Annotated in this window: 26 protein-coding genes and 1 riboswitch; of the genes, 6 read left to right on the forward strand and 20 right to left on the reverse strand. The window is 54.2% G+C overall.

The window, feature by feature from the left end; all coding sequences use genetic code 11:
* Window positions 1–37: 37 nt before the first annotated feature.
* Window positions 38–673, forward strand: coding sequence for a DUF3786 domain-containing protein (locus ACHZBS_RS17010; protein ID WP_319407713.1), 636 nt, complete (start codon window positions 38–40; stop codon window positions 671–673).
* 101 nt (window positions 674–774) lie between these two features.
* On the opposite strand, the gene ACHZBS_RS17015 is transcribed toward ACHZBS_RS17010, so the two are convergent.
* A complete protein-coding gene (locus ACHZBS_RS17015; RefSeq protein WP_319407714.1) occupies window positions 775–1215 on the reverse strand; it encodes a hypothetical protein in 441 nt (146 codons plus the stop codon).
* Window positions 1216–1731: 516 nt separating this feature from the next.
* On the opposite strand from ACHZBS_RS17015, the gene ACHZBS_RS17020 reads away from it, so the two are divergent.
* A complete protein-coding gene (locus ACHZBS_RS17020; RefSeq protein ID WP_319407715.1) occupies window positions 1732–2682 on the forward strand; it encodes a diguanylate cyclase in 951 nt (316 codons plus the stop codon).
* Window positions 2683–2850: 168 nt separating this feature from the next.
* Here ACHZBS_RS17020 and ACHZBS_RS17025 read toward each other — a convergent pair whose 3' ends face one another.
* Entirely contained in the window at window positions 2851–3456 is a 606-nt protein-coding gene (locus tag ACHZBS_RS17025) for a superoxide dismutase (RefSeq protein WP_394708006.1), read from the reverse strand.
* 163 nt (window positions 3457–3619) lie between these two features.
* On the opposite strand from ACHZBS_RS17025, the gene ACHZBS_RS17030 reads away from it, so the two are divergent.
* Together ACHZBS_RS17030 and ACHZBS_RS17035 are read left to right on the forward strand one after the other, a co-directional pair.
* Complete coding sequence (locus ACHZBS_RS17030; protein ID WP_319407716.1) at window positions 3620–4576, forward strand: hydrogen peroxide-inducible genes activator; 957 nt, start codon at window positions 3620–3622, stop codon at window positions 4574–4576.
* A 162-nt stretch (window positions 4577–4738) separates the two neighbouring features.
* Entirely contained in the window at window positions 4739–6640 is a 1902-nt protein-coding gene (locus ACHZBS_RS17035; RefSeq protein ID WP_319407717.1) for an Nramp family divalent metal transporter, read from the forward strand.
* Window positions 6641–6872: 232 nt separating this feature from the next.
* Here the strand turns inward: ACHZBS_RS17035 and ACHZBS_RS17040 are convergent, their stop codons facing one another.
* The 5 genes from ACHZBS_RS17040 to ACHZBS_RS17060 all read right to left on the reverse strand — a co-directional run bounded on the left by ACHZBS_RS17040 (window position 6873) and on the right by ACHZBS_RS17060 (window position 10805).
* Window positions 6873–7757: a sirohydrochlorin cobaltochelatase gene (locus tag ACHZBS_RS17040; RefSeq protein WP_319407718.1), complete on the reverse strand. Its 885-nt coding sequence runs from the start codon at window positions 7755–7757 to the stop codon at window positions 6873–6875.
* Window positions 7758–8097: 340 nt separating this feature from the next.
* Window positions 8098–8286: riboswitch (cobalamin riboswitch) on the reverse strand.
* 267 nt (window positions 8287–8553) lie between these two features.
* Entirely contained in the window at window positions 8554–8991 is a 438-nt protein-coding gene (locus tag ACHZBS_RS17045; protein WP_319407719.1) for a rhodanese-like domain-containing protein, read from the reverse strand.
* Between the two features lie 97 nt (window positions 8992–9088).
* Window positions 9089–10195: a multiheme c-type cytochrome gene (locus tag ACHZBS_RS17050; RefSeq protein ID WP_394708007.1), complete on the reverse strand. Its 1107-nt coding sequence runs from the start codon at window positions 10193–10195 to the stop codon at window positions 9089–9091.
* An 18-nt stretch (window positions 10196–10213) separates the two neighbouring features.
* On the reverse strand, window positions 10214–10426 hold the full coding sequence (locus tag ACHZBS_RS17055) for a hypothetical protein (protein WP_319407721.1): 213 nt from the start codon (window positions 10424–10426) through the stop codon (window positions 10214–10216).
* The gene (locus ACHZBS_RS17060) at window positions 10413–10805 is read right to left on the reverse strand and encodes a NifB/NifX family molybdenum-iron cluster-binding protein (protein ID WP_319407722.1); all 393 of its coding nucleotides are present in this window, start codon (window positions 10803–10805) and stop codon (window positions 10413–10415) included. The genes ACHZBS_RS17055 and ACHZBS_RS17060 overlap by 14 nt, the downstream gene beginning before the upstream one ends.
* A 519-nt stretch (window positions 10806–11324) precedes the next feature.
* On the opposite strand from ACHZBS_RS17060, the gene ACHZBS_RS17065 reads away from it, so the two are divergent.
* Window positions 11325–12668 (forward strand): sigma 54-interacting transcriptional regulator, encoded by a 1344-nt coding sequence (locus ACHZBS_RS17065; protein ID WP_319407723.1) that lies wholly within the window; start codon window positions 11325–11327, stop codon window positions 12666–12668.
* 57 nt (window positions 12669–12725) lie between these two features.
* Window positions 12726–13460, forward strand: coding sequence for an HAD family hydrolase (locus ACHZBS_RS17070; protein WP_319407724.1), 735 nt, complete (start codon window positions 12726–12728; stop codon window positions 13458–13460).
* Window positions 13461–13719: 259 nt separating this feature from the next.
* Here the strand turns inward: ACHZBS_RS17070 and ACHZBS_RS17075 are convergent, their stop codons facing one another.
* From ACHZBS_RS17075 to ACHZBS_RS17135, 13 genes are all read right to left on the reverse strand, one after another.
* Complete coding sequence (locus tag ACHZBS_RS17075; protein ID WP_319407725.1) at window positions 13720–14019, reverse strand: hypothetical protein; 300 nt, start codon at window positions 14017–14019, stop codon at window positions 13720–13722.
* A gap of 175 nt (window positions 14020–14194) precedes the next feature.
* Entirely contained in the window at window positions 14195–15556 is a 1362-nt protein-coding gene (locus tag ACHZBS_RS17080) for a sigma 54-interacting transcriptional regulator (RefSeq protein WP_319407726.1), read from the reverse strand.
* Window positions 15557–16065: 509 nt separating this feature from the next.
* Window positions 16066–17625 carry a radical SAM protein gene (locus ACHZBS_RS17085; RefSeq protein ID WP_319407727.1) on the reverse strand — a complete coding sequence of 520 codons (1560 nt, stop codon included), beginning with the start codon at window positions 17623–17625 and terminating at the stop codon, window positions 16066–16068.
* Window positions 17622–19484, reverse strand: a complete 1863-nt coding sequence (locus ACHZBS_RS17090; RefSeq protein ID WP_319407728.1) for an ABC-F family ATP-binding cassette domain-containing protein — start codon at window positions 19482–19484, stop codon at window positions 17622–17624. Before ACHZBS_RS17090 ends, ACHZBS_RS17085 begins: the two co-directional genes overlap by 4 nt.
* Before the next feature lie 129 nt (window positions 19485–19613).
* Window positions 19614–20528 (reverse strand): M55 family metallopeptidase, encoded by a 915-nt coding sequence (locus ACHZBS_RS17095; protein WP_319407729.1) that lies wholly within the window; start codon window positions 20526–20528, stop codon window positions 19614–19616.
* Window positions 20521–21246, reverse strand: a complete 726-nt coding sequence (locus tag ACHZBS_RS17100; RefSeq protein WP_319407730.1) for a hypothetical protein — start codon at window positions 21244–21246, stop codon at window positions 20521–20523. The genes ACHZBS_RS17095 and ACHZBS_RS17100 overlap by 8 nt, the downstream gene beginning before the upstream one ends.
* A 249-nt stretch (window positions 21247–21495) precedes the next feature.
* The gene (locus tag ACHZBS_RS17105) at window positions 21496–22155 is read right to left on the reverse strand and encodes a cytochrome b/b6 domain-containing protein (protein WP_319407731.1); all 660 of its coding nucleotides are present in this window, start codon (window positions 22153–22155) and stop codon (window positions 21496–21498) included.
* 2 nt (window positions 22156–22157) lie between these two features.
* Window positions 22158–23795 (reverse strand): tetrathionate reductase family octaheme c-type cytochrome, encoded by a 1638-nt coding sequence (locus tag ACHZBS_RS17110; protein ID WP_319407732.1) that lies wholly within the window; start codon window positions 23793–23795, stop codon window positions 22158–22160.
* A 34-nt stretch (window positions 23796–23829) separates the two neighbouring features.
* Window positions 23830–24981: a rhodanese-like domain-containing protein gene (locus ACHZBS_RS17115; RefSeq protein ID WP_319407733.1), complete on the reverse strand. Its 1152-nt coding sequence runs from the start codon at window positions 24979–24981 to the stop codon at window positions 23830–23832.
* 80 nt (window positions 24982–25061) lie between these two features.
* On the reverse strand, window positions 25062–25406 hold the full coding sequence (locus tag ACHZBS_RS17120; RefSeq protein WP_319407734.1) for a cytochrome c family protein: 345 nt from the start codon (window positions 25404–25406) through the stop codon (window positions 25062–25064).
* Between the two features lie 172 nt (window positions 25407–25578).
* Complete coding sequence (locus ACHZBS_RS17125; protein ID WP_319407735.1) at window positions 25579–25926, reverse strand: hypothetical protein; 348 nt, start codon at window positions 25924–25926, stop codon at window positions 25579–25581.
* Window positions 25920–26051 carry a hypothetical protein gene (locus ACHZBS_RS17130; RefSeq protein WP_319407736.1) on the reverse strand — a complete coding sequence of 44 codons (132 nt, stop codon included), beginning with the start codon at window positions 26049–26051 and terminating at the stop codon, window positions 25920–25922. The genes ACHZBS_RS17125 and ACHZBS_RS17130 overlap by 7 nt, the downstream gene beginning before the upstream one ends.
* 77 nt (window positions 26052–26128) lie before the next feature.
* The gene (locus ACHZBS_RS17135) at window positions 26129–26431 is read right to left on the reverse strand and encodes a hypothetical protein (protein WP_319407737.1); all 303 of its coding nucleotides are present in this window, start codon (window positions 26429–26431) and stop codon (window positions 26129–26131) included.
* Between the last annotated feature and the right edge of the window lie 64 nt (window positions 26432–26495).

The raw sequence follows: 26495 nt of genomic DNA on the forward strand, positions 1-26495 counted from the left end.
TTCAGACGCCAGTCTTACTTATGGCCGGGGAAAAAAGATGGAAACAGGGGCTCAGACCTCAGATGTTTTTGAAAAATATTATCGAAATTATCTCGGCCAGATTGCCGATCTCGATCTGGCATCCGTGGCTCCCCTTCTTGGGCTGGAATCAAGGGGTAAACGGTTCACCGCGCCTTTTTTCGGGCAGGCGGTTTTGATTGCCAAGGAGGGCTTTGTCGACGATTCAGGTGCGGCCCCGTCATACGGGGCCTGTGTCATCCTGGCCAGATACATCCTTGGCTGTCCGGCGCGAATCCATCGCGATGAAAATTGGTGCGCCTTCCGGGATTTTAAAAAAGCGTCCCCCTTCACCAATGTCAACTATTTCGCCAGCGATACGGAACGATCTGTCGTTACGGCGTTCGCCGGCGGCATCGATCCCCTGTTCAAGGCCGGCGCGAAACTGGGGGGTGTCCGCGAGGATGGCGTGTTTTCCTACGATCTGGTAATGCGCTTCACAGCCCTGCCACGGATTGGGCTGCCGCTGTTCAATGACGGCGACGAGGACTTCCCGGCTTTCGGAACAGCGCTCTTTCAGAAGCAGGCCGAGCATTATCTCGATCCCGAGAGTCTGGCCATGGCCAGCGCCGTGTCGGTGACCTACCCGTTGAACAGATGCAGAAGGAAAACCTGACGTTTTGAAAAGGCCGCTAACGCCTGTTTGTCCGTTGAGCCAAACAAAAAAGCCACGAATTCGCTGCACCTCCATTGTCCATATTCGGAGACCGCCTCGATTCAAGAATGATTATCAGCCGCAAACGATGACTGCCGCATCGAAAGGACTATCGTCGCGGCATTCGTGGGAAATGGTTTGTTAGTTTCTTGATGCATCAAATGGACGGCGGTATTATTATCTTGTAATAAATCCATATTCCGGCACGGAATATTCACGACAACCCGAAAAGCAAGGAGGGAACCATGGAAGGCGACCATAAACACGAACACCAGCATGCCCATGAGCACACACACCAGCACGAGCATCCCCACAAGCACGGCGACAAAAGCCACAGCCATGCCCACGAACACGCCCATGCCCACGAACACGACCATGAACACAGCCACCCCCACAGCCATGCGGGGGCAAAGGATAACCACGGCCACGATCACAGCGGCGAGCACGGGCCCCATGACCATGATCACCCCGGGCATGACAAGAAGCCGCACGATCATTCGCATGATTGAAACCGTCTTGAAGAAAAAAGCTTTTTACAGACAGGCGGTTTTCATTTAAGAAAGGATTATTCTGTCATTGGGAAGATGACGGATACCCACTTCAGCTAATACTTCAATCAGCAACATTTCAATTCGAGCCATGAAAGCCAAACCATCGACAAGCGGTCGGCCGGCATGGCTCTATTCATTTTAACCAGCCGGTTAACCCGCAAAGGGATGAATTTTTTGCCGATAGCGGAAACGGACCGCTTCGAGCCTCATCGCCATGTTCCCGGATGGCAAGGATCCGCTGGGGAAAAAATACCAGGAAGGGTGAAGCGCTTCCGGTTATGGCTTCCGCCTGCCAGGTCTGAACCCGGACCTGTGGATGCTATCCCTTATCCAATGGATGGGGTGACCTCGCTTCAATGGTTGTTATTCGATAATGGGTTTGATATATCTATTTTCCTGCACGAGTGAACCTTCACCTACTGACAGCGAAGGAATCGTGGGTACCCATTTTTCGGATAAGGCAACCTGATGGAAAGCAATCCCGAATTTTATCCCATACTCCTAGCTGAAGACGATCCCATTTCGCGGCGCTTATTCGAGAAAATTCTGGTTAAAGAGGGGTTTGCGGTGACCACGGTGGAAAACGGACGCAAAGCCCTTGATCTGTTCCGCCAGCAGTTTTTTCCCATCGTGTTGACGGATTGGCAGATGCCGGAAATGGAAGGGCCGGAATTGTGTCGGGCCATCCGGGAGGAGAATCCGAACCGCTATGTTTTCATCATCATGCTTACGTCCAAAGGCTCAAAGGACGACATTATTTCAGGGTTAAGTGCCGGCGCAGACGACTATCTCACCAAGCCGGCCCACTATGCCGAGCTGGTGGCCCGCATCAAAACCGGCATCCGCATCCTGGAGCTGGAAAAGTCTCTGAAGGCTGCCGTCGATGAGATCCACCTCCTGTCCATCACCGATCCGTTGACCGGTATTTACAACCGGGGTTATATCAACGAGCGGTTGCCCCAGGAGATCCGCCGGGCCAACCGTTACGGTCGTGATTTCTCCTTGATCATGTGTGACATCGATCATTTCAAAAAGGTCAACGATACATATGGCCATCTGGCCGGGGATGCGGTGCTCAAGGAATTCGTCCGGTGCCTCACCTCGGTCATCCGGCAGCAGGTGGACTGGGCGGGGCGGTACGGCGGAGAAGAGTTTCTCGTCGTCCTGCCGGAAACGGATCTGGATGGGGCCATGGTTCTGGCTGAGCGCCTCAGGAAAACCGTCCAAAGCTGTGAGACACAGCTCGATGGCTGCTCCATTCCTGTTACCGCCAGTTTCGGTGTTACCGGGTTTTTTCCACAAGGTCGAAAGGACGTGGTCAAGCCGGAAGCATTGCTTCAGCAGGCCGACACCATGCTTTACGAGGCCAAGGGCGCGGGGCGCAATCAGGTAGTCGGACGTCCCCTGGTGGAACCCTGACCCGCCCTGCCGCATTACTGGAATTTTACACGCCATTACCTGCGCGTCGGCCTTCACCCCGACCCGGCTCATCACTTTTTCCGAGTTGCCTGGTGAGCGGTTCCCACCCGCGATTCCGGTGCGCTGGGAGGTGCCCTATCGCGGAAGGTTACCGCTTGCTTTTAAGGGTTATTTGGCGGCGGTATAAATATCGTTCACCCGATCCCAGTTGACTACGTTGAAAAAGGCGCCGATGTAATCCGGCCGACGGTTCTGGTACTTCAGGTAATAGGCATGCTCCCAGACGTCGATTCCCAGGACCGGAATTTTTCCCTGGCTGACGGGGTTGTCCTGGTTGGGCGTTGCCACGACCTCGAGATTGCCCTGGTCCAGCACCAGCCATGTCCACCCGCTGCCGAAAAGCAGGGCGGCAGTGTTTGAAAACGTTTCCTTGAATTTCTCATAGCTGCCGAATCGTTTGGAAATGGCATCGGCCACAGGCCCGCCGAAAGCCATATCTTTTTTCAACATCGGCCACCAGAACGAATGGTTGGCATGCCCCCCGCCGTGATTGCGAACGGCCGTCCGGATGGTTTCGGGAACTGCATTGAGATCCTTCAAGAGGGTTTCGGCGCTTTTGTCCTGCAGTGTTTCATGTCCCTTAAGGGCTGCATTCAGTTTGTCTACGTAAGTCTGATGGTGCTTCGTGTGATGAATCTCCATGGTCCTGGCATCGAAATAGGGTTCCAGGGCGCTGTATGCGTAAGGAAGTGTGGGCAGTGTATGGCTCATCATTAATCCTCCAGGTTGTTATTTCTCATTGGGATACCCACCGGGTCGTTTATTCCTGTCGATTACGTTCCTATTAGGCCGATCCGATGTTGACAAATAATGGTGACGCCCATAACATAAATCAAATCGATAATTATTATATTAACATCAAAATTATTTATATAATATGATCACCCACACTCAATTGGAATACCTGGTGGCCGTGGACCGCCACGGGAGCTTTTCGGAAGCGGCCGCACGGTGTTTTGTTACTCAGCCGACCCTGAGCATGCAGATACAAAAACTTGAGGCGGAGTTGGGGGTAACCCTGTTCGATCGAGGCCGGAAACCCGTTTCGGCCACCCCCATCGGAAAGGCCGTCATTGACCGGGCGTACCGGACGCTACGGGAATTCCGTGGCATCGTCGAGGTCGTCCGCGAGCAGCGGGAAACGGTGTCGGGAGAACTGCGCCTGGGCATCATTCCCACCCTGGGGCCTTACCTGCTGCCCCGGTTCATACCGGATTTGCTCACATCCTATCCGCTGGTTCGGGTGACCATTCAGGAACGGCCTACCGCGGACATTGTCGAGGGGTTGCGCCGGGACAGGCTGGATGTGGGCATCGCCGCCACGCCGTTAGCAGATAAACGCATCCGGGAATCGCCCCTGTTTTACGAGCCCTTTTACGGCTATGTGTCGGCAAACCACCGGCTGGCCGATAAAAAGCGCCTGTCACCCGAGGACCTCGCGCCGGATGAGATGATTCTGCTGGACAGCGGCCACTGTCTTTACGGGCAGGTTTCCCAGTTGTGTGCCGGCTCGCAGAAAATACGCGATGAAGCGCTGCCACGGCTGCGATTTGCAGGTGGCAGCCTGGAGGGACTGATGCGTATTGTCGAATCGGGCCACGGGGTCACCCTGCTTCCCGAACTGGCGGCCATGAATCTGCCGCCGGCGTTCAAGGGGTTGTTGCGTCCATTCGAATCGCCGGTGCCGGTGCGGGAGGTGAGCCTTATTACCCACGGTGACGGCGTTAAGACCCGACTGCTGGAAATCCTTAGACGATCGATCCTGGATGGCGTTCCCGATGGCCTGAAAGTAAAAGGACGCGGCTGGCGTATTCTCGGCGCGAAACTGGCCTGACCGACGCCGTTCACGTTCCGGGAGCCCACACAATGGCCGAAACTGTTGGATGGTGGTGATGTTTGGCGATGCACCAGACATATTGTTGCCACTTACAAATAAATGGAAACGTTCAATTTGGGTTAATCGATCTCGTAAGAGAAAAGGGAATTTTTGGATAGAATGGAGACAAAACAGTTTGATCAAGCTGAATCGGAGCCTCATTTCCATGGGAAATCTCTTGAAGAGGTTCATCGTTCTGTCGAGACCCAACACCCCAGGTTGTTAAAGCGAATATTTGCTTTTGCAGGACCCGCTTATCTGGTCAGCGTCGGCTACATGGATCCGGGCAATTGGGCGACGGATCTGGAAGGGGGATCGCGCTTCGGCTATGCGCTGATCTGGGTCATCCTGATGTCGAATATGATGGCAGTGCTGTTGCAGACATTATCTGCGCGCCTCGGGATTGTTACCGGAAAGGATCTTGCCCAGGCATGTCGATCAGAATATTCAAAATCGGCCTCGTTCGCCCTCTGGATTTTGTGTGAGATTGCGATTGCGGCGTGCGACCTCGCCGAAGTGCTGGGCACCATTCTGGGCTTGAATCTTCTCTTCGGACTTCCCTTGCTCTGGGGAGCACTGGTAACTCTGTTTGATACCTTCCTGCTGCTCGCGATCCAGAGGCTAGGAATGCGCAAGATGGAGGCATTCGTTCTGTCGCTGATTACTGTCATTGCCGGTGGTTTCATCATCAATCTGTTTCTGGCGAAACCGGATTGGGGAGCGGCTGTGGCCGGACTTACGCCTTCCCTTCCCGTGGGCTCGTTGTACATTATTCTCGGGATCATCGGGGCGACCGTGATGCCCCACAATCTTTATCTGCATTCCGCGCTGGTGCAGACGCGCCGGGTGTCGCGGACCATCGATGCGAAAGCCCAGGCGTGCAAGTATAATTTCATCGATTCCGTGATCGCCTTAAATGCGGCCTTTTTTGTCAACGGAGCGATCCTTGTTCTTGCAGCCGCTGTTTTTTATCGTAACGGGATCGTCGTCACCGAGATTCAGCAGGCTTACAAGTTGCTTGAGCAACTTCTCGGGACGCATGCCGCCCCCATCGCCTTTGGGTTGGCGCTGCTGGCGGCAGGCCAAAGCTCGACCCTAACTGGTACGCTGGCGGGACAAATCGTGATGGAAGGTTTCGTGAAGATTCGGCTGAGACCCTACCTGCGACGCCTAATCACGCGTTCAATCGCACTTCTGCCTGCCGTTGTGGTCATTGCCGTCTCAGGGGATGAAGGGACTTACAAACTCCTGATTCTCAGCCAGGTGATTCTCAGTCTCCAACTACCCTTTGCCATTGTTCCGCTGGTCCATTTCACCAGCGATAGACTGAAAATGGGCTCCTTCTCCAGCAAATCATGGGTCAAGGTGTTGGCGTGGATCACTTCTGTCATCATCATCGCTTTGAACGGTAAATTGGTGTTTGATCAGATCATGGAATGGATCGACGGGGGTGCGCCCCTGTTGGTTTTGATGCTTACGATTGGCATGGCTGCAGCATTATCATTGTTTCTCTTGTATATCATTGTCCTTCCACTGATGCGTGGGCAAAAAAGCTGGAAAGAAGAGAAGCCTTCCGGCGCCGTGGCGGTCATCGAGGGAATCGAAACGCATCATTCAAAACATATTGCAGCGGCATTGGGCCGGGATGACGGCGACGCAACGATTGTCAGCCGCGCCCTATCGTTGGCCCAAGCAGAGGGCGCGCTGCTTACCCTGATCCATGTGACCGATTCCGCCCCGGCACAGGTCTACCGGAAAGATGTGTACGACGAACACACGCGTGAGGATGAACAATACCTGCTCGAAATTGCCGCTGAGGTCCGCGCTGCCGGGGTTGCGGTTGAAATCGCCCTTCCCCAGGGTGATCCTTCCAAAGAATTGATTAATTTTGCCGAGTCCCACGGAGTCGATATGCTGGTTATGGGATCCCACGGACACCGCTTGATCGGCGACCTGATATGGGGGCAAACAGTTGATCCGGTGCGTCATAAGGTGGGAATCCCGGTATTGGTGGTACGATAACGTAAACAATCTGCCATTAAAGCCGGAGCAGGTTTTCACGCTATGATTTATCAAACGAGCGGCATGGCATTGGGAAAATGATATTTTAGGTTTTCCACGCCAGGGGTTGCCATGAATTTTACGCAATCCCGGGACCCTAAAAAACGCAACAACAGGGTGGTCCGACAATTTCCTGTTGTTGCGCTGGTGTTTTACTCTTCTTTTTCTCCAGTTATGGCTGCCGATTCGATTTCTATTCAAAATGACTGAGTGGTCCGCGGATATGGTCGACCCAAATGTTTACAAAGTCGTCATATTCGGCAGTTCCCTTGAGAATGGGGAGGCAGTCGATGCCCGATTTGGAAAAGATCGATTTCCATGAGTCTGACTCCTCACCCGCCATATCGTTCTTGGCATGATCCCCAGCAACCGACATAAAAGGTATCAGGTAGGCCTTTTTGATTTTTTTCTGAAGCATCAGGCTTTTAATAAGCTCTACATCTGGATATCCCTCCACGGTACCGACGAAGATGTTTGAATCCTTGAGCTGGAGCTGGAACATCAAAGCGGCATAAAAGGCATTGGATGGATGGGGGGTTCCATGTCCCATCAAGACGACGGCGTCACTTTTTTTTCGGCTGATAGGTATCGTTTTCAAAATGATATCGACGATTCGTTCCATATCCGCTTGCGTGGACATCAACGGATACCCTAAAACGATTTTCTGGAATCCGCCCATTATTTTGAATGCCCCGACGATACGACGCAAATCGTGGTATTCTTCTCCACCGATGGTATGCAGGGATTGGACGGCCACGTGGGTAAAGTTTTCATCCTGCATCTTGGCCAACGCTACCGCCGGAGAATCCAGGTTCTTGCCCTGTTTGGCCAGTTTTTCGCGGATAATGTGCGACGTATATGCCCAATGCACAGGGATGTCGGGATAGGCGGCTTTAACTTTCTTATCGATATTTTCAAATGAGACCTGGGCGGACGCTTCGCTTGACCCAAAAGCAACCAAAAGAATACCGACCTTTTTGGGCGCTTTACTGCCATGGCTGGGGGAGGCAAGGCCATTTGCAGAAATCAAAAAGAAAAATAGAACCATCAAAATTCCACACCATTTTTTTGTTCTCACGGTATTCCTCCTATTGGTTATTCGTTAATTTCGGACTTCATTATCGCGTGTGCAAAACAGGAGAACTAGGGTCCCCGGATGTATTGGCATGGCCTACGAACGGAATAATCAGGCCGGATCAACCAAAGACCCTTAAAATAATCAGGCCGGATCAACCAAAGACCCTTAAAAAGGATAAAGCGGTGAAGGACTTCCTGCCCAGAAATCCTCCATCGCTTTATCAGTGCGGGTGCGGCATTAACCGGCATAAAAAAAGCCCTTCATGCAGATATTGGCATGAAGGGCTGCACCCAGCTTTCTTGGCCCTGTCGATATATTACCGAATCCCTTCTATCGTGGGTTTTACGGCATTTAAAAAGGCAGGTCTTCTGGCTTTCGGATCATTCTACTCTCTGCGCCTTCCCGTTTCGTTTAAACTCGAAACAGTGGCAATGCAAATTTCGTCCCCGATTACAGCGGCGGGACCGCTCCCGATTCTAACGGAATTCCCTATCAAGCCCTTCCGGGCACCTTTGGTCGGATTCCATATCCAAACTGTTCGTTTTTGTCAAATGCTAAAAACTTTTATCCCGCCAAATTATTTGCAATGCCTACTAAAAAATGGCCATGCTACAACATGTCGTGCATGGCCATTTTCGATTCATATTCGTGATTATCAATTTATCTGAAGTCCACCTTTTTCTTTTTAGGGTTAAAGACGAAACTTACCGAAAACGGCTGCCGGACCTTGGAGCGTGCGCCGATGGAAATACTGTTTCTGCGATAGCATCATTCGGGCGGGTTTCATCCCGCCGCTCTATTCGATGGGGTATTCGGCCTTTTCCCAGGCTTTCCAGCCGCCGGCCATGTTTTTTACGTTTTTATACCCCATGCGGCAAAGGGTACAGGCCGACAGACAGCCACGTCCGCCGGACTTGCAGTATATTACAAGGTTTCCGTTCTTGTCGGGAACCTTTTTCTCGATTTGAAACTCCAGGAGCCCCCGGGGGATATTCATGGCTCCGGGGACATGCCCCATTTTATATTCCTTGGGTTCCCGACAGTCTAAAAAAAGGTGTTCGCCCTTGTCGAGAAGTTCCTTGGCCTCGGCCACAGTGATTTCACAAACGTTTTTTTTGGCCTCTTGAACCATGTCGTCGGCCGACATATCCGTTTGCGGTGCGGTCGCGCATCCACCGACGATCAGTCCGAAGCCAAGAGCCAATGCTAAGGTCAATCCGGTCAATCGTTTCATTTTTTCCTCCTTTTATATTCAAATCGTCCTATGGTGGGCGGGCACGCCCCGTTCTCCTTTTATTCCCGGCAGTGCATTGCCTGGCGCTGCATCAAACCTATTCAGATACCTTCGCGGGAACCTGTTCCACCGCAACGATCACGGTTTTGTTTGCATTGAGATATTCCGGCTTGACGTCTTTTTCGAGCAGGAACAGTGTATCCTTGCCATGACAGGCATTGCATGAATGGTTTTGGGGCGTCTTGCGTTGGATGTTGTGGGGCGTTGCCAGCTTCCAGGTGGGAAGCTTGTCGAAATTCGCCAGACCGTTTTCCACGTAAAAATTGAAAGCGCCCTGATCTGCCGGAACATGGCGCAGGATAACAAATTTCTCCGGTCGTTTCTCCGACTGGAGGGGATTCAGTCCGATCTTGAATTCCAGGGTAGACCCCTTGGTTTTAAAAAACTTCAACCCCTGTTTGTCTCTGCCGAAATGGCAGGAGACACAGTTTTTGTAAGGCATGGAATGGCAGACCTGGCAACTGACCCGGTCCTTGTGCTGCCGGTGCTGTTTTCCGTTCTCCGAATCGTCCGTGTAGATTGTTTCATGGCAGCTCACGCACGTGGGCGCGTTTTCGACTTCATACCGATTGGCATAGTCCTTTCCGTCTCCGTGCATCTCTTCCGCCGAATGGCATTTGCCGCATTTGAAGTATTTCGTTTTATGGACGTCCGGTGGAATTCCTTTGTTTTTTCCCATGTACTCTTTTTCGATCCGACTGCCGTGGCAGGCGGTGCATACGGTATGCATGGGCGGCTTTTTCTGGAAGATATGGCCTTCCAGCAAGCCCCCTTCCACCGCCTCCGGGCGGCTGATGTGACATTGTCCGCAGCTGCTGTGGCAGGATGTACAGTGGGCCTCCCGGGCTGCGTCGACCTTGGCGTAGACCGCCTTGTCGTCGCTGGCGCGTGTGTCGATTATTTTCTTGAACGGAGAGAGGCTGATGTGGAGGCTGCTTTGATAATTTTCGGCAATATCCTCATGGCAGGTCCCACAGGTTTCCGACGAATCCGGAAAGGTGGGGTCCTTGACCAGCCCGACATGGGCCTTTTTCCAGTCCGGCTCAGCCGGGTCGCCGCCATGGCATTCTTCACACCCCATTTCGCCGTGGTTTTCATCTTCGGCAAATTCGCTGTCGACAAAAATCTTTTCGTGCGGCGCCAACGGCGTCACGTCTCCGCCTCAGCCCTCTCCTTTCGTTTCTTTTGAGGCGCCTGGCTTTTTGGTGTCGAGCCTGGAGATTTCACGGGTTATTTCGATGAGCTTTCGTGGGTTGGTATGGCAGGTAAAACAGTGGTTTTCGTTTTCGGCTGACCGAATAGCCGGTGGGCCGGACAAAAAAAGCAGGCAGCCCACCACCACAACCCCGATGGCGCTCAATTTAATGGTTTTCATGGTCTCGCTCCCTCGCGTTGGTGCCTTTTTTGTGTGAATCCGGGCTGAAACCTGGAATTTGAAACTGCATCTGGCCCAATCCTTTCTCCAGATAAGCCTTCAAAACCTGGTCGATTTCTCCGGTGATATCGCTGATCAGGTTGATTTTTGCGCCCATGAGCATGCTTTCCATCACATCGCTGATCCCGCCGCAGATGATGGTATCCACACCGGATTTGAGGAGTATCGTTACCCGCTCGGTCAATGCCAGTGCATCGAGGTAGATCTCTTTTCTGTCGATCTCCCGTTTCTCTTCAATATCCACGAGAAAAACCCGGGTGCAGGAATCGAATACGGGTGACACTTTATTTCTGAATATGGGTATGGCGATCCGGATCACGGCTACCCTTACCCCCTGGCGCGGGTGTATTTAAATATTCGCTGGACAATATGAAAACGAGTAGAACAGGGCGTTCGGCTGGCAGACGAGCACTGATTTCGGAAGGCCGATTGTCGGCGCTGCCGTGCTGATTCTTAATTAAAAAGGGTTTAAAGAGTCAAAATAGCAAGATCGGGGCCAGAATTCGAAGCCTGGGCAGATGGACCTCTAATGAATTGAAAAGACATTATAAAAAAAGGCTGGTGATTGGACGCCGCGCAGGCAGTCGGGGATAAAGGGAACAAAATGCACCTTATTCGCGTTGAGCCGGGGGCAGATCATCCCCGAACCGGAGCGTGTCAACGGGTGTTTACTGGCAGATGCTTTTTCCCGGGGCAGGATGAGCGATTGACACCGCCTCTCCAGGACGATTATGATGCATCATTAAATACACCGGTTGATGTGGATCGCGATTCTCTCCTACGGCAGGAAGCCTGCCGGGACGCAACACAGGCCCAAACGGATTCAGGAGGGCACGCCGTGAACTTTCCCAAAAAACAAATACAGGCACACCATCAGATCATTCTGGACAGCATCGCCGACGGGGTTTTCACGGTTGATATGGAGATGAGCATTACCTCGTTTAACCGCGCAGCGGAAGAAATTACAGGATTTTCGCGAAACGATGCAGTCGGCCTGCCATGCTTTGACGTTCTGAGGGCAAACGTCTGTGAGGAGAATTGTCTTCTGCGGCAGACCATCGAAACGGAGCAACCCGTGATCAACTTTCCGGTATACATCCTGCGGGCAGATAAGAAGTTGATTCCCATCAGTGTGACCACCGCCCTTTTAAAGGACGCCGGGGGCCGGACCATCGGCGGGGTCGAAACCTTCCGGGACCTGACAGCGGTCGATAAACTTCGGAAAGTCATCCGCAAACAGCATTCTTTCGAAGACATCGTCAGCAAAAACGCAAAAATGCAGGACCTGTTCTCCATTTTGCCCCAGGTGGCTGAAAGCAATTGCAGCGTGTTGATCGAAGGGGATAGCGGCACAGGCAAGGAGCTTGTTGCCAGGGCCATCCATAATAACAGCCCGGTAAGGGATGGCCCCTTCGTGGCCATCAACTGCGGCGCCCTGCCGGATAGCCTCTGCGAATCCGAACTATTCGGATACAAGGCCGGCGCCTTCACGGACGCCAAGAAAGATAAACCCGGCCGCTTCGCCCTGGCCCAGGACGGAACCCTTTTCCTGGATGAAATCGGTGACATCTCACCGGCGGTTCAGAGCCGTCTGCTCCGTGTCCTCGAAGAAAAAGTGTATGAACCGCTGGGTGCTACCAAGGCATGCGCAACCAATGCCAGGGTGATCACGGCGACCAATCAGAATCTTCAAAAACTGGTCAGTGAGGGAAAATTCAGGGACGATCTCTATTTCCGAATCGACATTGTCAAGCTTTCCCTGCCGCCACTTTCTAAAAGAAAGGAAGATATCCCGCTGTTGTTGGATCACTTTATCGACCAGTTCAATCACCTCAGCGGGAAGAAGATCGTCGGAATATCTCAAAAGGCAGTGGCGGCGCTTATGCTTCACGACTGGCCGGGAAACGTCCGTGAGCTTGAAAATGCCATCGAGCATGCCTTCGTCCTCTGCCTGGACGGAATGATCCGCCTGCACCATCTGCCGGCACGGGTGGTTCCGCAAGGCGGTATGCCGTTGGCTGCCACAGGATTGAGCCTGAGAGAAGCGGAAAAGCGTACCATCGTTCGAGCCCTGGAGAGGAACCAGTGGAAAAAGATGGTTACGGCCCGTGAACTCGACATCGACAAAAATACCTTGCGAAGAAAAATCAAACGCCTTGGTATAGTAGCGCCGCATTCTTAAGGGAGAGGGCGCGGTGCCGCCCACTTTTGTCTGGTATAATAAAAGGATTGTCCTATTTTGGCAGAACCTGACGGATCGATGGATATCGTGGGTTGCCTGGAGACCGAGATGAACACTGACGATCGACCCACCAGAAGCTTTCAAGCCATTATCTTTGACCTGGACGGCACGCTGCTGGACACCCTGGCGGATATCGGGGATTCGGTGAACTGCATGCTGGCGGAATACGGCTTTCCCGGTCACACCCCGGATGACTACACGCGTTTTATCGGCAACGGAATCAAGATGCTGGTCATTCGGGCGCTGCCTGTCGAAGGCTGTTCAGGGGAATTGGTCGATGCCTGTGTCCGCCGGGCAAGGGAAATTTACTGGGAGAACTGGAACAATAAAACCCGGTTATACGAAGGCATCATCGAACTCCTGGACGGCCTGAAAACAATGGGGTTGCCGTTGGCGGTGCTTTCCAACAAACCTCACGACTTTACCGTCCGGTATGTGGATGCGTATTTTGACAAACTGACGTTTAAAGTGGTCATGGGGCAGAACGATCATTTCCCGGTCAAACCCGATCCGGCGTCAGCCTTGGACATCGCGCGGCAGATCGGCCTGGCGCCGCAAACATTTCTTTTTGTGGGGGACAGCGCCGTGGATATGAAGACGGCTACGGCTGCCGGCATGCATGCCGTTGGTGTTGCATGGGGATTCAGGGGCCCTAAAGAACTCCTGGAAAACGGGTGCCAGACATTGGTGACCCACCCGCTGGAAATCCTATCGCTGTTGCAATTTCAATAACAGACGAATCAGATACTGATCGCTTTTTCACTCATCCATCCGCAACCGCCGATGTATTTTGATTGCAAACGGACATCCTGCCTGACGCATTTTGTTCCCAATTTTGACGGCTTCGTAAAAAGTCTGATATCTGCGTTACGCTTCATCCCCCGTCAATGCGACGTAAGGTAAGTACGCCTCATTCCGCGGGATTTGCAAGCCTTGATCTCGAACTTTTTACGAAGCCGTCGAGAAACCGATTTTTTCGATTTCCTCAATTTTAAGGATTCGGATTGCCGCTGACGACAAAGAGTCCCTCGTTGGTGGACTTAACCGTTACCTGACCATGGCGCACCATATCGGAAAGGAGCTTAACGACTTCATAGCTCTTGTTGCTGAAGGCGCTGGTAATTTGTCGAATCGTGCATGGCCGGTCTTTTACCATTGAGAAGATGACATCTTTTGTTTCCCGATCTAAATGTCTTTTTCTCATTTCCATTGGATTAAACCTCCCTGTGAGGATTAATAAATCAATCAGCGCCGGCATCAGGTCTGCGGGAAGTGCTATTTCATATGCCATTGGCTCTCGAATCTAAAAAGCAAAAAATGTGCCATCATTCGTCAGCAGCCCATTGCTTTCCCACCGTACCGGTGGTGCTGTTTAACCTTACGATTACAATTGGTTAAGAAAATAATGGGGAGGGAAACCGATTTGCAAAATAATCAGTTTTTTTACAGGATTGCATATTGCACGATTATTTATTTCGTCTGCGGCCATCCGTTTCAGGCACATGGATGCGATAGGTTCTGATCTTTCGGTAGAGTGTGCTGGGATTGATGCCGAGTTCCCGTGCGGCTTGATTCCGATTGCCATGATGTCGCAACAGGACCTCTGTAATCATAAATTTCTCCATCGCCTTGAGGCTCATGCGATTCGGTGAAGGGGTGCCTGCCGCTGTGGGGAGACGCAATTCCGGAGGAAGATGACGCAACTCAATGGTAATTCCCCTGCAAAGCACAAATGCCTGCTCCATGATATTTTCCAATTCACGTACATTACCTGGATAATCATGTTCCATCAGCCGCGCCATCACTTCTTCGGAAACACCGTTTATATCCTTTCCCTGCAATCGGTTGAATTTGTCCAGCAGGTGTTGAACCAGCAGGGGAATATCTTCCCGGCGATCACGCAAGGTCGGCAGTTTCAGATGAATTACCCGAATACGATAATACAAATCATTGCGAAAACTGCCGCGTTGAACCAGATCGGAAAGGTTCCTGTTTGTTGCCGCCACCACGCGGACATCGACAGGGATTGGGTGTTCAGCGCCCAACGGTTCGATAAGATTGTCCTGCAACACCCGCAGTAAACGAACTTGCATCGCCGGTGAGATGTCGCCAATTTCATCGAGGAGAATGGTGCCTTTATGGGCAAGGATAAAGCGGCCCGCTTTGTCTTTTTTGGCATCTGTAAAGGCACCGGCTTTGTGGCCGAACAATTCGCTTTCAAGCAGCGTGTCCGGCAGTGCGGCGCAATTGACCGGAATAAACCGATGATTCTTCCGAGGAGATAAATCATGAATGGCACGGGCAAAAAGCTCTTTTCCGGTACCGCTGGCGCCTTCAATCAGCACGCTGCTGCTGCTTCTGGATATCAGCGGAAGCACGTCGAACAATCGCCTCATTTCCGGGCCACGGCCGATAATGTCCCCAAACGTATATCTGCTATGCAGCTGTTTCTGCAGTTGTTCGATCTGACTGAGGTCCTGAAAGGATTCCACTCCGCCGATGATATCTCCGGCGTCATTTCTAAGGATGGCCGTTGAAATACGGATAGGCACCCTTTGCCCTTGGTGGTTTACGATGAAGGCATTGGCATTCACGACGGGTTGGCTGGTTTCAAAGGTTTGTTTCAGGGCACAGTTTTTTTTACAGATGTTTGCCTGGAAGATGTCTCGGCAGGGTTGGTGAAGGGCATTTTTGCGGTTGACACCCGTGGTTCTCTCCGCAGCACGGTTAAACGAGGTGATGCGCCAGTCCAGATTAATAGTAAATACGCCCTCGTTGATTGAATCGAGAATAACGTCCTGGCCGTCTCGTTTTCTTAAATATGCCATGCGATCAATCCTTCAGCGTTGGATCAAATCGTGCAATATGCATCTGCATAGCATATCTATTCTTGCATAATGCAATTGCGCAGTCAACACGAAGAGCCATGATCGGCCGCCGGCTCTTGAAATCCGTTACAACCGAAAAAGGGAATGCGGGATGTTTGCCCCGAACCACCGAATTAATTTTAAATGGTATGGCGAATTGAATCCATGCAGGCACGTTTGCCGGCTGGCAGCTTTTAAAAAATGGTTATACGGGAAATGTGAATCGAGGAATTGGTTGACTGACATCGAAAGATCGAAGAACAGGGGCTTGGAGTTCCCCTGGATTTCGTTTGTTCGCCATCTCACGGGAACCTGGAGAGGCGGAATCGATGTCGACAGCTTGGTATAAATTCAGCTTAAACGCCTGGATGGTTTTCCAGACCATCGCGCTGATACATTCATAAATTCTGATTTCGGATCGACCCAATGCGTGGGCGGCCTCAACGGCAATCCCTGCAATGACAAGCACATCAATCCCGGCATCGACAAATATGTGGGCGGATTGGTTGCAAATTAAAGAAAGGCGAGTGGTTGGAGGTGAAAAACGGCGGGTCGTTGTTCAGAATCGCTTTGATTGCGGCCGGTCGTTTAAACACCTTGGATAAAAACCGCCTCACCCGGTCCCTGCTCCAGCCCTGAGGATGGGTAAACTCCCGATACAATGACAAGTCCCCGTCATAGAAGTCGATCGTCTCCAAACCATGCGCTTCGCGGCCGTAGGCGGGAAGATTGAAGATGGCCAGGTTGAGAAAATCGATGGACGAGGCGTGGGCGAGGGTAAAGGCCAGCGTCCTGCCGGCGCTCTTCTCATTTTCCGCCGGTGTCCCGAAGAGCAGATACACGTAAGTGGCGATGCCCGCCCCGTGGATGGTTTTGAGCGCCTTGGATACCGTACCGATGTCGATCCCTTTGGAAAGGGCGTCCAGCACTGCCTGGTCCCCGGATTCCACTCCCAGCTTCAGCATCACACATCCGGATGTTTTCAATCCGCTGACAAAATCGGGGTCGGTGAGGTGGCGGGTGACCCTGGCAAAGCCATACCAGGGTAAGTCGGGCGGATGGTCGATCAGATGCCCCAGCAGCCGGGGCGAGAGGGCATTGTCCAAAAAATGGACCAGTCCGGCCGTGGTTTGTGCGGCCACCTGTCTCAGATCGTCCACCATCGCCTGCGGGGCGCCGGTGAGGTAAGGTGCATCTTCAGCGGTTTCCGGACAGAAGGCGCATTTTTTCCAGTAGCACCCCCGGGAGGTGCTGTAGGGCAGCACCCGCATCGGAGACAGATAACGGTCCATAGTATCCCAGGAATAATCATATCCGGTAACGGCCGTCCGGATTCCTTTTCTGCCCGTACACATCTCGATGAGGCGGTTTTCCCCGGGGCCGCAAACCATTTCGTCAATCAATCCACCAAAGGGGCTGCCGAGGTTCGGGATGTTCATCCAGGACGTCACCAGCCCGCCACCACAGACGATTGCTGCCCGGGGCAGCTGCTTGCGAATAAATCCGATCATGGCAAAGGCACACAGAGCCTGGCTCATGAAATTGATTGACAGACCGACGATGTCCGGCTCCCGCTGGTCGAAAAGGCCCGCCAACGTTTTAGAGAAAATGGAATGGAACGGGTCGGATTCGAATTGTTCGGCTGCCCGCACTAAATCCGCGCTACGAACCGGAGAAAGGGTTGGCGATCCATAGTTGGACAGGGAGAGGGCGGCATCGAATTCAAGGCCCGCCATGTGAAGGACCCGGTTGGTGTCCATGACGGCCCGTTTGTAGCGGTCCCGATTGCGATACAGGTCCAAGGCCCTCAGGGAATCGATGTTGGCCGCGCGGCCGGCCAGTGCCCGGCGGGACCAGGTATCCTCGGCCGCTATCGGCCGGTGGAGCAGCCCCAGGATGCCATCGATGCTGGCATCGTACACCCGGCAGTCGATCCCTTGGGCGTTCAGCGTCCAGGCCAGTTTAGCCAGGCCTGCCGGGGGCTCGCAGGGCTTGGTGACCGGCGGATGGATCAGCAGAATGGATTTCATCCTTCCAGCTCGGCAAGGCGTTTTTCAAATTTTTTTTCCAGTCGCTGACGCTGGTCGTCCATCTGCTCCATTTGGGCGAAACGGGTTTCGATGATTTCCTGGCAGGCGCGGATCTTTTGAGAGAGGGGGCCGATCCGAGCGCCATCGCCTTGTTCCGATGCCTCAACCATCTCCTGGTTCAGCCGGTCGAGCAGGGTTTCATTTTTTTCAATTGCATCTTCTGCTGCGGCGATGGCGTCTTCCATGGGTTTGAGCACCTTGGATTTTTCGGTGATGATTTCCGATCGCAGGCGCCTCAGTTCCTTTTTGGTAAGACGGGGAAGGTCGGGTGATCGGTCGACGTCCGAATCATCAGCCCGACGGGTCATTGCCACCGTGTCCCCCCAACCGCCCTTTTCCAGGAAATCCTGGTAATTGCCATCGAACATGCGGGCACCGGCGTCATCGAAGACAATCAACCGGTCGGCCAGGGCATGCAGGAACATCTCATTGTGGGTGACCATGATTACCGCGCCGTCGAAAAGGTCGATGGCGGCCAGCAGGGCGTCGCAGGCGTCCATGTCCAGATGGTTGGTGGGTTCGTCCAGCATCAGCAGGTTTACCGGGGTCACCAGCAGTTTGCCCAGCATCACCCGGCTTTTTTCACCCCCGGAGAGTACGCCGATTTTCTTCAGGGCGCTGTCGCCCTCGAACATCATGGCCCCGCAGATGTTGCGGGCTTTCTGGCGATCCACGTCCGGCTGGGCGTAGAGGATCTCCTCCTCCACGGTGCGGCTGTCCACCAGGCTCTGGATGTTGGTCTGCTCGAACACGCCGGACTCGACCTGGGGGTTATAATTGATCTGGCCCGCTCCCGGGGTCAGGCTGCCGGCCAGCACTTTGAGCAGGGTGGTCTTGCCCTTGCCGTTTTTACCCACGACGCAGATCCGCTCCCCGGCCAGAATGGAAAAACCCAGGTCTTCGAAAAGCGGGCGGCTTGCTCCCCAGGCAAAGGAGAGATTCTCCACGGTGGCCACCTGCTTTCCCTTGAAAGGCTTGCTGCGAAAGGAGAACTCCAGGTTCTTGGCCTGCTCCAGTTTGTCCTTTTTTTCCATTTTGGCCAGGGTTTTGACGCGGGATTGGACCATGTTGGCCAGCCGGGCCTTGGCCCGGAACCGGGAGATGAACAGGCGGATTTCTTTTTCCCGGCGCTCATCGTTTAGCCGGGTCTTTTCGTAGATCTCCTCATCCTGGGCGATGCGGTCGTAGTACTTTTCCGTGTTGCCTTCTATTTTTCTGGCCTTTTTACGGTGGATGCCCACGGTGTGGGTGACCAGCTTGTCCATGAACCCCCGATCATGGGTGATCAGGATCAGTTCATGGGGCCAGGAGAGCAGGAAATTTTCGATCCAGCGGATGGAGGTGATGTCCAGGTAGTTGGTGGGTTCGTCCAGCAGCAGCAGGTCCGGTTCCGAAACCAGCACTTTGGCCAGGTTGAGCCTCACCTGGAACCCACCTGAAAAATCATGGGGGCTTCTGACCATGTCGCCGTCGGAGAATCCCAGCCCGGCCAGGATTTTTTCCACCTTCCAGTGGTGATCCTTTTCCGATGCCATCAACCCTTTCATGCCTTCGGCCAGGACCGTGTTTTCGGTGAACTGAATGTGCTGCTGCACGTAGCCGATGCGATATCCCCTGGGCATGCTGATGGCACCCTCATCGTAGCCTTCTTCGCCGACGATGATGCGAAACAGGGTGGATTTGCCGTGGCCGTTGCGTCCCACCAGGCCCACCCGCTCCTTTGAATTGATCTTGAAGCTGACGCCGTCGAAAAGCACGCGGCCGCCAAAGCTTTTGTGAAGGTTTTCGATACTGATCATGGTTGTTCCCGTTGTAATGGCCCCGCATGCGACCGGCCTATTCCGGGCACGCTGGTCTTGCGTCGTGGTATAGAGGAAGGCGAAGCCGGTGTCAATGTCGACGGTTCCCTAAAGAATCCGACGTTTGCGTTACGCTTCATTCCTCGACGTTAACTGGCGGCGGACCCACAGCCGGCCCAGGCGGCCGGCCAGATTGTAGAGGGCAAGGCTCAACGGAAGGGTTTTTTCAACCATCGGCGGCAGGTAGCACAGGCGGATCAGGCTGCGGTAGAGGGTGTGAACGTCCGGCGCATCGATGCGAACGGCCGCTCCGTTTCGTTTAAAACCCCACGGATCGGCCATCCGGCGGGCGGCACGATGTCCGTCCCGGATGGTGATCTGGGCGTTAAAGGGACCTGCAGGGCGATAGGGCGCCACCGAGGTGTTGGCCAAAGATTCCACCGCTGCCCGCGCCAGATCGCCTCGCCATCGGTTCGCGTCAAGTGATTCCGGGGAGATGCTTTTGTCGATGGCAAAAGTCTGAATGCCAGGAATGCGTTCGCCTGCTTGGGCGCAGGCCACCGGGCAGCCGGAAAAGAACACGGCCGGGATGTCGTAAGGAGCCATGGATGCGGCAAACAACTCCACCTCTGCGAGGTGGCGGCCGTTGACAACCAGAGATGCCAGACGCGAGGTCAGCGTGTGGGGCAAAAATCCCCGCGTGCCCGCTGCCGCGTGCATGCCGATCATCATCGCGGCATCGGCATCACCGGGAGATCCGAGGCCTGGCACCGGGCCCCTTTGATAGCCGCAGTCGATGCGGGCACGGGGATCGATCATTTCCGGCAGCAGATTGAAGCCGGTGCGGTGGAAGTCTTTGACCGTTACCCGGTCGACGCCGGCCTCGAAAAGCGCCCTTACCACCGCGTCCACATCCCGGGACATGGCTGCACAGGCCTGCGCCCACGGTTGGGTGAGAAAAGAGGATGCCTGGTAACTGCCGCAGCCGCTGCTGCCCTCGATATCGGCGATGATGAAAATATGGCGGTAAGGGGGATTACCCAAGGGAGGTTGCGTAAACCGGGGCGGAGGCCGGCTCCAGGCCAAAGCAATAGCGGTCCCGGCGGTTTTCAAGATCCCGGATCAAAGCTTTCTTGAAACCGACCGGTCCATACTGGTCCATCAGCCGGTTGCGATAGTCGGCGATGTCCATGCTTTCCAACCGCATGCGCAGGGTCTTGAATAGTTTTGGGATACGCTGGCCGGGTATCTGCACATGGTGCAGGCCGGCACTGTAAGTCATCAGCATCCGGCCTTCCGGGATGCTCCGAACGATATCAGCGATCCCGCCTCTCACGGTCATGGGCCGGCCGCTTTTATCCAGGCCATTGGCCCGCATCATTCGGCCTTCAGGCATGATGATCACCATGGTATCCGGCTGCATGGTGGCCAGGACCTGGTTCCATGTGCGATCGTTTTTGCGGGTGATGGCGACCACATTTTTGGCCACCATCCGGAAAAAAAATCCCATGAGGGGGCGACGGGTGGCTTTGTCGGCTACGGGCATGAGGCCCATAAAGGCGATGCGTCTGATAAATTCGTTGGGAAATCCGCCGACGAACAGAGGCTCGTAAAGGCTGGTATGATTGAGAAAGGCCACCAGCCGGAGATGCCGCCACGGGTCGGCGGGGGGCTGATGGACCCAGTCGATATCGAATCGGTAAAATACCCGGCTGAGCCCTTTGATGGTCCGCAGCATGGCATAGATGCACGATTCTCGCATGTTGCGCCTCCGATAAGGAAAAATAGGAACCGTATCGACGGTACGCTATCGCACAACATCCTGAAAGTACATGATTAATCTGTATAATTACAAAAGTTTTACAAAACGATGGAGTAGTATCGGGCAGGCCCCGGGCCGGCCCGAACGGGCGCCGGGGCATGGGGGAGGATTTACCGTAAGGATGAAAATCGATTTCCAGTGCACGCGCAAACCCCACCCAGGCAGCGGGGAATGCGCGCGCTGCCGCCGTCAGGCGGCGGGTTGTTTCGTCCCTGCCTTCTCCCACTCCTGCACCTCACCCTCTTCCACATCTTCCCAGCCGGTGATCATGGCTTTGACGTGGGCGGTGACGGTGTGGCCGGTGGTGGTCATGTAGACATGGACAATGATGAAACATAAGATGGCGAAGGCCCCGGCCGTATGGATGAAGGCGAGGGTGTCCAGCGTAAGCCAGTCAATTCCCCAGGCTTTCCACGAGTTGTATCCCCAGTAGAGAAACCCCGATGCCATCTGCACGGGCAGCAGGAAGGCGGCCAGTGACAGGTAGACCAGGCGCTGAAGGGGGTTGTGCTTAGCTTCTTTGCGTTTGGGTACCGGGTGGCTTTCGCCCCTGAATATGCCGTAGCTGTAGTACAGGACCACCTGGAACATTTTTTTGGTGGTGGGGATGTACTGCTTCCACTCACCGGTGGTGAAGACCCAGAACATGAAAAAGGCGAAGGCAACGAGCCAGGTGAGGCCGACAGTGTTGTGAACCTCGACGGCCTCGTCGAAGCCCAGGAAATGGAAGCTGCCGTGGACCTCGAAGCCGGTCAGCAGCAGCACGAAGATCAGGACCATCTGCAGCCAGTGCCAGAAGCGTTCATAACGGGTGTACAGGTACATGGTGATCATTTTCTTGACAGACATGGCTATTTGCCCTCCTTTCTGCCGTTGGTAAACATCCGGGTCAGTCCGTGGATGGCAACCCCCAGCAGATGGCCCAGCACCAGGATCCATCCCAGTGAGTCCAGCAGTGAAGACTGATCCCGCCCGGGCATGTAGAATCCGGCCAGGCTGGCCAGGCGGCTGTTGTCGCGGGTGTGGCATTCGTTGCAGGCGACCACGTTTTCCTTGGGTGCCACCATGTGGGTGATGGGAAAGACGTAGGTGGTGTCGACGAAGTCGAACTCTCCTGAGAAGGGAATGCCCAAGGCGGCGTTGCCTACGGTCAGGGCATGGTTCCAATCCAGGGTTGTCCAGTAGCCGTCGGGTCCGGAGAGCATGGGCCCGAGCAGGGTCTTGTTGACCTTGTCGTAGGGCTGCCGACTGTGATGAACCTTGAAGGGAAAGATGCGGGCATTGGCGTCATCCCGGCTGCCCAAGGGATGGCTGACCTGAACGACCTGGCCCGGGTCGATGGGGTCCTTGGCGGTGACGCTGCTGATGGAACCGTTGTACCAGAAGTACTCCGGTTTGACATTTTTGGCCCATTTGAACTGCCCCTTGATGGACATGTAGTCGTGTTTGCCGAATTCGTCTTCCGTTTTGTAAGGCTTGCCGTCCTTGAGTTTGCCGGCCTGGGACCAGTCCCAGGACATCTTGGTGGGGTTGACCCGGGCAAATTCGGGGATATGGCAGCTCTGGCAGGCCACCTTGTCCGTGTGGTCGTTGGCCTTGGAATCGGATTTATGCGGCGTGCTGCTGTGGCAGGACTCGCAGGTGATCTTGGTGGTGAGGTCATCTTCAATCAGACTCTTGCGCTCCGTCGCCGCCGGTTTGGTGTAGACCCGGCCGGCAATGTTGTGCAGCGTGGTCGTGTGGCAGCGGGTGCATTCGAAGTTCTGGCCGTCGCTGCCCATGTGCACGTCCAGGGCTTTGTTGGGTTTGGTCAGCGAGGTGTCCAGGTCGCCGTGTTTGACCCCGTCGCCACCGCCGCCCTTAAAGTGGCAGGCGCCGCAGTTCTGGCGTTCGGGGCGGACCACCGCCTGCACGGCTGCCTGAATGTTGCCGCGGATTTCATTGGCGATCTCCTTTTCATCGGGGTCCTTGGATTCCTTGAATGCTTCCAGATCCTCGAAAGACTCTTCCCAGTTGATGGATTTCTGACCGTGGCAGTTGAGGCAGTTGACGACTTCGGTTTTGGTGCCCCAGCCGGGGTGGCAGTTCAGGCAGCCCTTGTCCTGCATGTGGTCGGTCGAAATGCAGAAGTTATTGATGGAATCGCCGCCTTTGCCGAAAACCCGGCCCTTGTCGTCGGTATAGGCCTTCCAGGTCCAGTGGATGGTCTTGTGAAACTGATCCGCCGCCTCGGTGTGGCAGGAGAGACAGGCCTGGGTGATTTCCGGACCGGATCGGAAGTCCTTTTGAAGCTCCTTGAGCCGGGAATGATCGGTGGTAATCCACAGCTTTTTTTCTTTGGTGGCCTGGTCCGCCATGGTAATGCCCGGCGCCTTATCCTCGGTCTCTTCGTTCGTCGCGCTAAAGGCCGCGGGCGTACAAAGAAGCGTGAGCATGAACAGGAGCAGGGTGCATGGCACGGTTAAATGGCGCCCTCTGGTTGACTTCATCGTTTCCCCCTTTTGGGTCCTGAAAATAATCGGTTTAGATCGGTTTTTTGAGGTCGAACGAGCCATCTTTGTTGAAGCTCATTTCACCGTCCAGGTAAAAGACGTTTTTCAGTTCCGGCCGGACATCCTGGACCATGTAAAACGATTCGCCGCTGCGCGCTCCCGTGCCGCAGATGAAGACGATGGGCCTGTCTGCGGGCAGGGTCTTGATCTTTTCCTCCAGATCGTCAACCGGGATGTTGACGGCCGTCTTCAGGCTGCCCTTTTTGAATTCATCCGCATCGCGAACATCCACCAGGTAGATCGATTCGGGATTCTCGGTGACGATCCGACGGAATTCGGCATGATCGATACTGCCCTCCTCAACGCCTCCCTTGATGGCGGCGGTTGCGGCAACGGTCGCCGTCGATGCTTTGCCCGCATAGGCCATCCAGGCCGGATAGCCGTCGGCAAAGACCTTGACGTTGGTGTAGCCCATGGTAATGGCTTTGGCGGCGCTCTTGTGGCTCAGCTTGCATTTAAGTCCGCCGCAGTAGAAGACCAACAGTTGATTCTTGTCTGAAGGCAACTGGTCCTTCTGATCGTCGAAATAGGTGTCCGGGATGCTGATTGCCGAGGGAATGTGCCCTTTGTCATATTTGGCTTTTTTGGGCCGGGAGTCCACCAGCACCATGTCGGCACCCTTGTCGATCTGGCTTTTCACCCACCCGGCCGATACCGCGGGGTAGTGCGCCTTATCCGCCATCCACACCGGGTAGCCGTCGGCAAAGACCTTGACGTTGGTGTACCCCAGTTTTTCCGCTTTCATGGCGGACTTGTGGCTCAATTTGCATTTCAGGCCGCCGCAGTAAAAGATCAGCAGGCTGTTTTTATCCGCAGGCAGTTTGTCGATCATCTTGTCGAACTGGCTGTCGGGGATGCTGACGGCCATGGGGATGTGTCCCTGGATGTACTTGGGCTTGTAGGGCCGGGCATCGATAAGCATGACGTTTTCCGCCATGGGAATGGTGATGTGCCCGGCGACAAAGGCCATGTCCACAATCTCGTGAAACGGTTCAAAGGCGGGTTCGGCCGATGCGTCGGCCGCTACCTGGACCGGTGCCGCAGGCTGCTGAGTGGCGCATCCGATAAGGGCGCTGATGATAAAGAGAATGGCGAACGCCGCGGATATGATTCGATGGGGCATTGTTTTTTTCCTCCTGCATGGGATTGCGGGTAACCCGATCGGGAGTCGGGTTACCCGCGGTGGTTAACAACCAGCCAGGCCTATTTGCATTTGGCAGGCGTGGGAGAGTCCGCTGCATGGTCGTGCAGGTAAGCATAAATGTCCATGAGGTCCGCTTCGGAAAGATTGTCCCACTCCGCTTTGCAGCCGAAATCGGTGAAATCCTTTTTTTCGAACACGCGGGTCCACTGGGCCTGGGTTTTGGCATCCGGGCTGATGGGCGGTTTGGGGGAGTTTACTTCGCCGCGTTCATTGCAGGCCTTGTAGACCTTGCGGTAAGTGTACTTGCCCTTGCGGTCGTTGCCTTTTTCCAGGGCAAAGGTGACGCCGACAGCGGAGAACAGAAAAATCAGAGCGGTTACGATGAAAAGTCCTTTTTTAAACATGTTGCCTCCTTCATTGGAATAAAACGTTTCAGGGTCGAATTGGTTTCGATATTCAATCCTGGTGTTGAAAAACGATGGCGTCTGGTCCAACCGCATAGCATTCGGATCGAATTCATCATTTTTCAACGGCAAGTACCTTGCCTGACACGGGCTCATGACGGTTTTCAAGCCCCTATAAAACCAGATGGCGGTTTGCACTGGCCAGCATCTGGGCGTTTTTTGCCTGGGTCGCGAAGTCATTCATCGTTACCCCCGGCACCTCTTCTTCCCGGCCATGCAGACCGTTGGCCCGGAAGCTGACATCGCAAATGCTCAATGTGGCCTTGCCCACCAGTTTTTTAAACTGCGGTCTGATCGTCAGCAGGACACCCTTTCCAGTGAAAAAAAGACTCACCTGTTTGCCTTTGGCAAAGGCGGCCGTGGTGAGGTTGACCACATGGTCCAGGTGCTTGTCGGTGCTGACCAGAATGGCCAGGGACGCCGTCGCGGATACGGCCGCACTATCCTGGGCAATCACCACCAGCAGATCACCTTGTCATTTTCGAAGATCTTGTCCACCAGCGCCGGCCAGTCTACCGGGTCTTCGTAAAGCATGACCACCGATGCGGTGTTGTCCATGGACATGGCCTCGGTAAATTTTTCCACCGTTTCGTCCGGCTCGGATCGTAAGATGTGAAGAATTTTCACCGGCAACCTTTTTGGGTACCTTTTAAGTTTTATGATTAAAACGGAATGACGATATCCGCGTGCTGGATCTTTTCCGCCGCCTGGGCGATGGTCACGTGGGTAAAGCCATACTTTTCGGCGTTTTCCGAGTTGTTGGAAAAACGCACCCCGCCGATCTCGTCCAGAAATGCCATGTTGTCGCGGTAGGCTTCATCCATGTCTTCAATTTCATGGTGCAGCACGAACATCTGGACCCTCATGCCCTCCAGCATTAGACCGACGCTGGTTCGCAGGCCTTCGTACTGCTGCTGGAGATCCTTGATGATAATCGCTGCCCGTTTCATACTTGGTTCGCTCATCTGTCCCGTGCGGCCACCCGCATCGTTTTTCAGGTTCGAAGTCAGAAACGGCCTACGCACAGGA

The sequence above is a fragment of the uncultured Desulfosarcina sp. genome, from assembly GCF_963664155.2.
In the GTDB taxonomy this organism is placed as follows: Bacteria; Desulfobacterota; Desulfobacteria; order Desulfobacterales; family Desulfosarcinaceae; genus Desulfosarcina.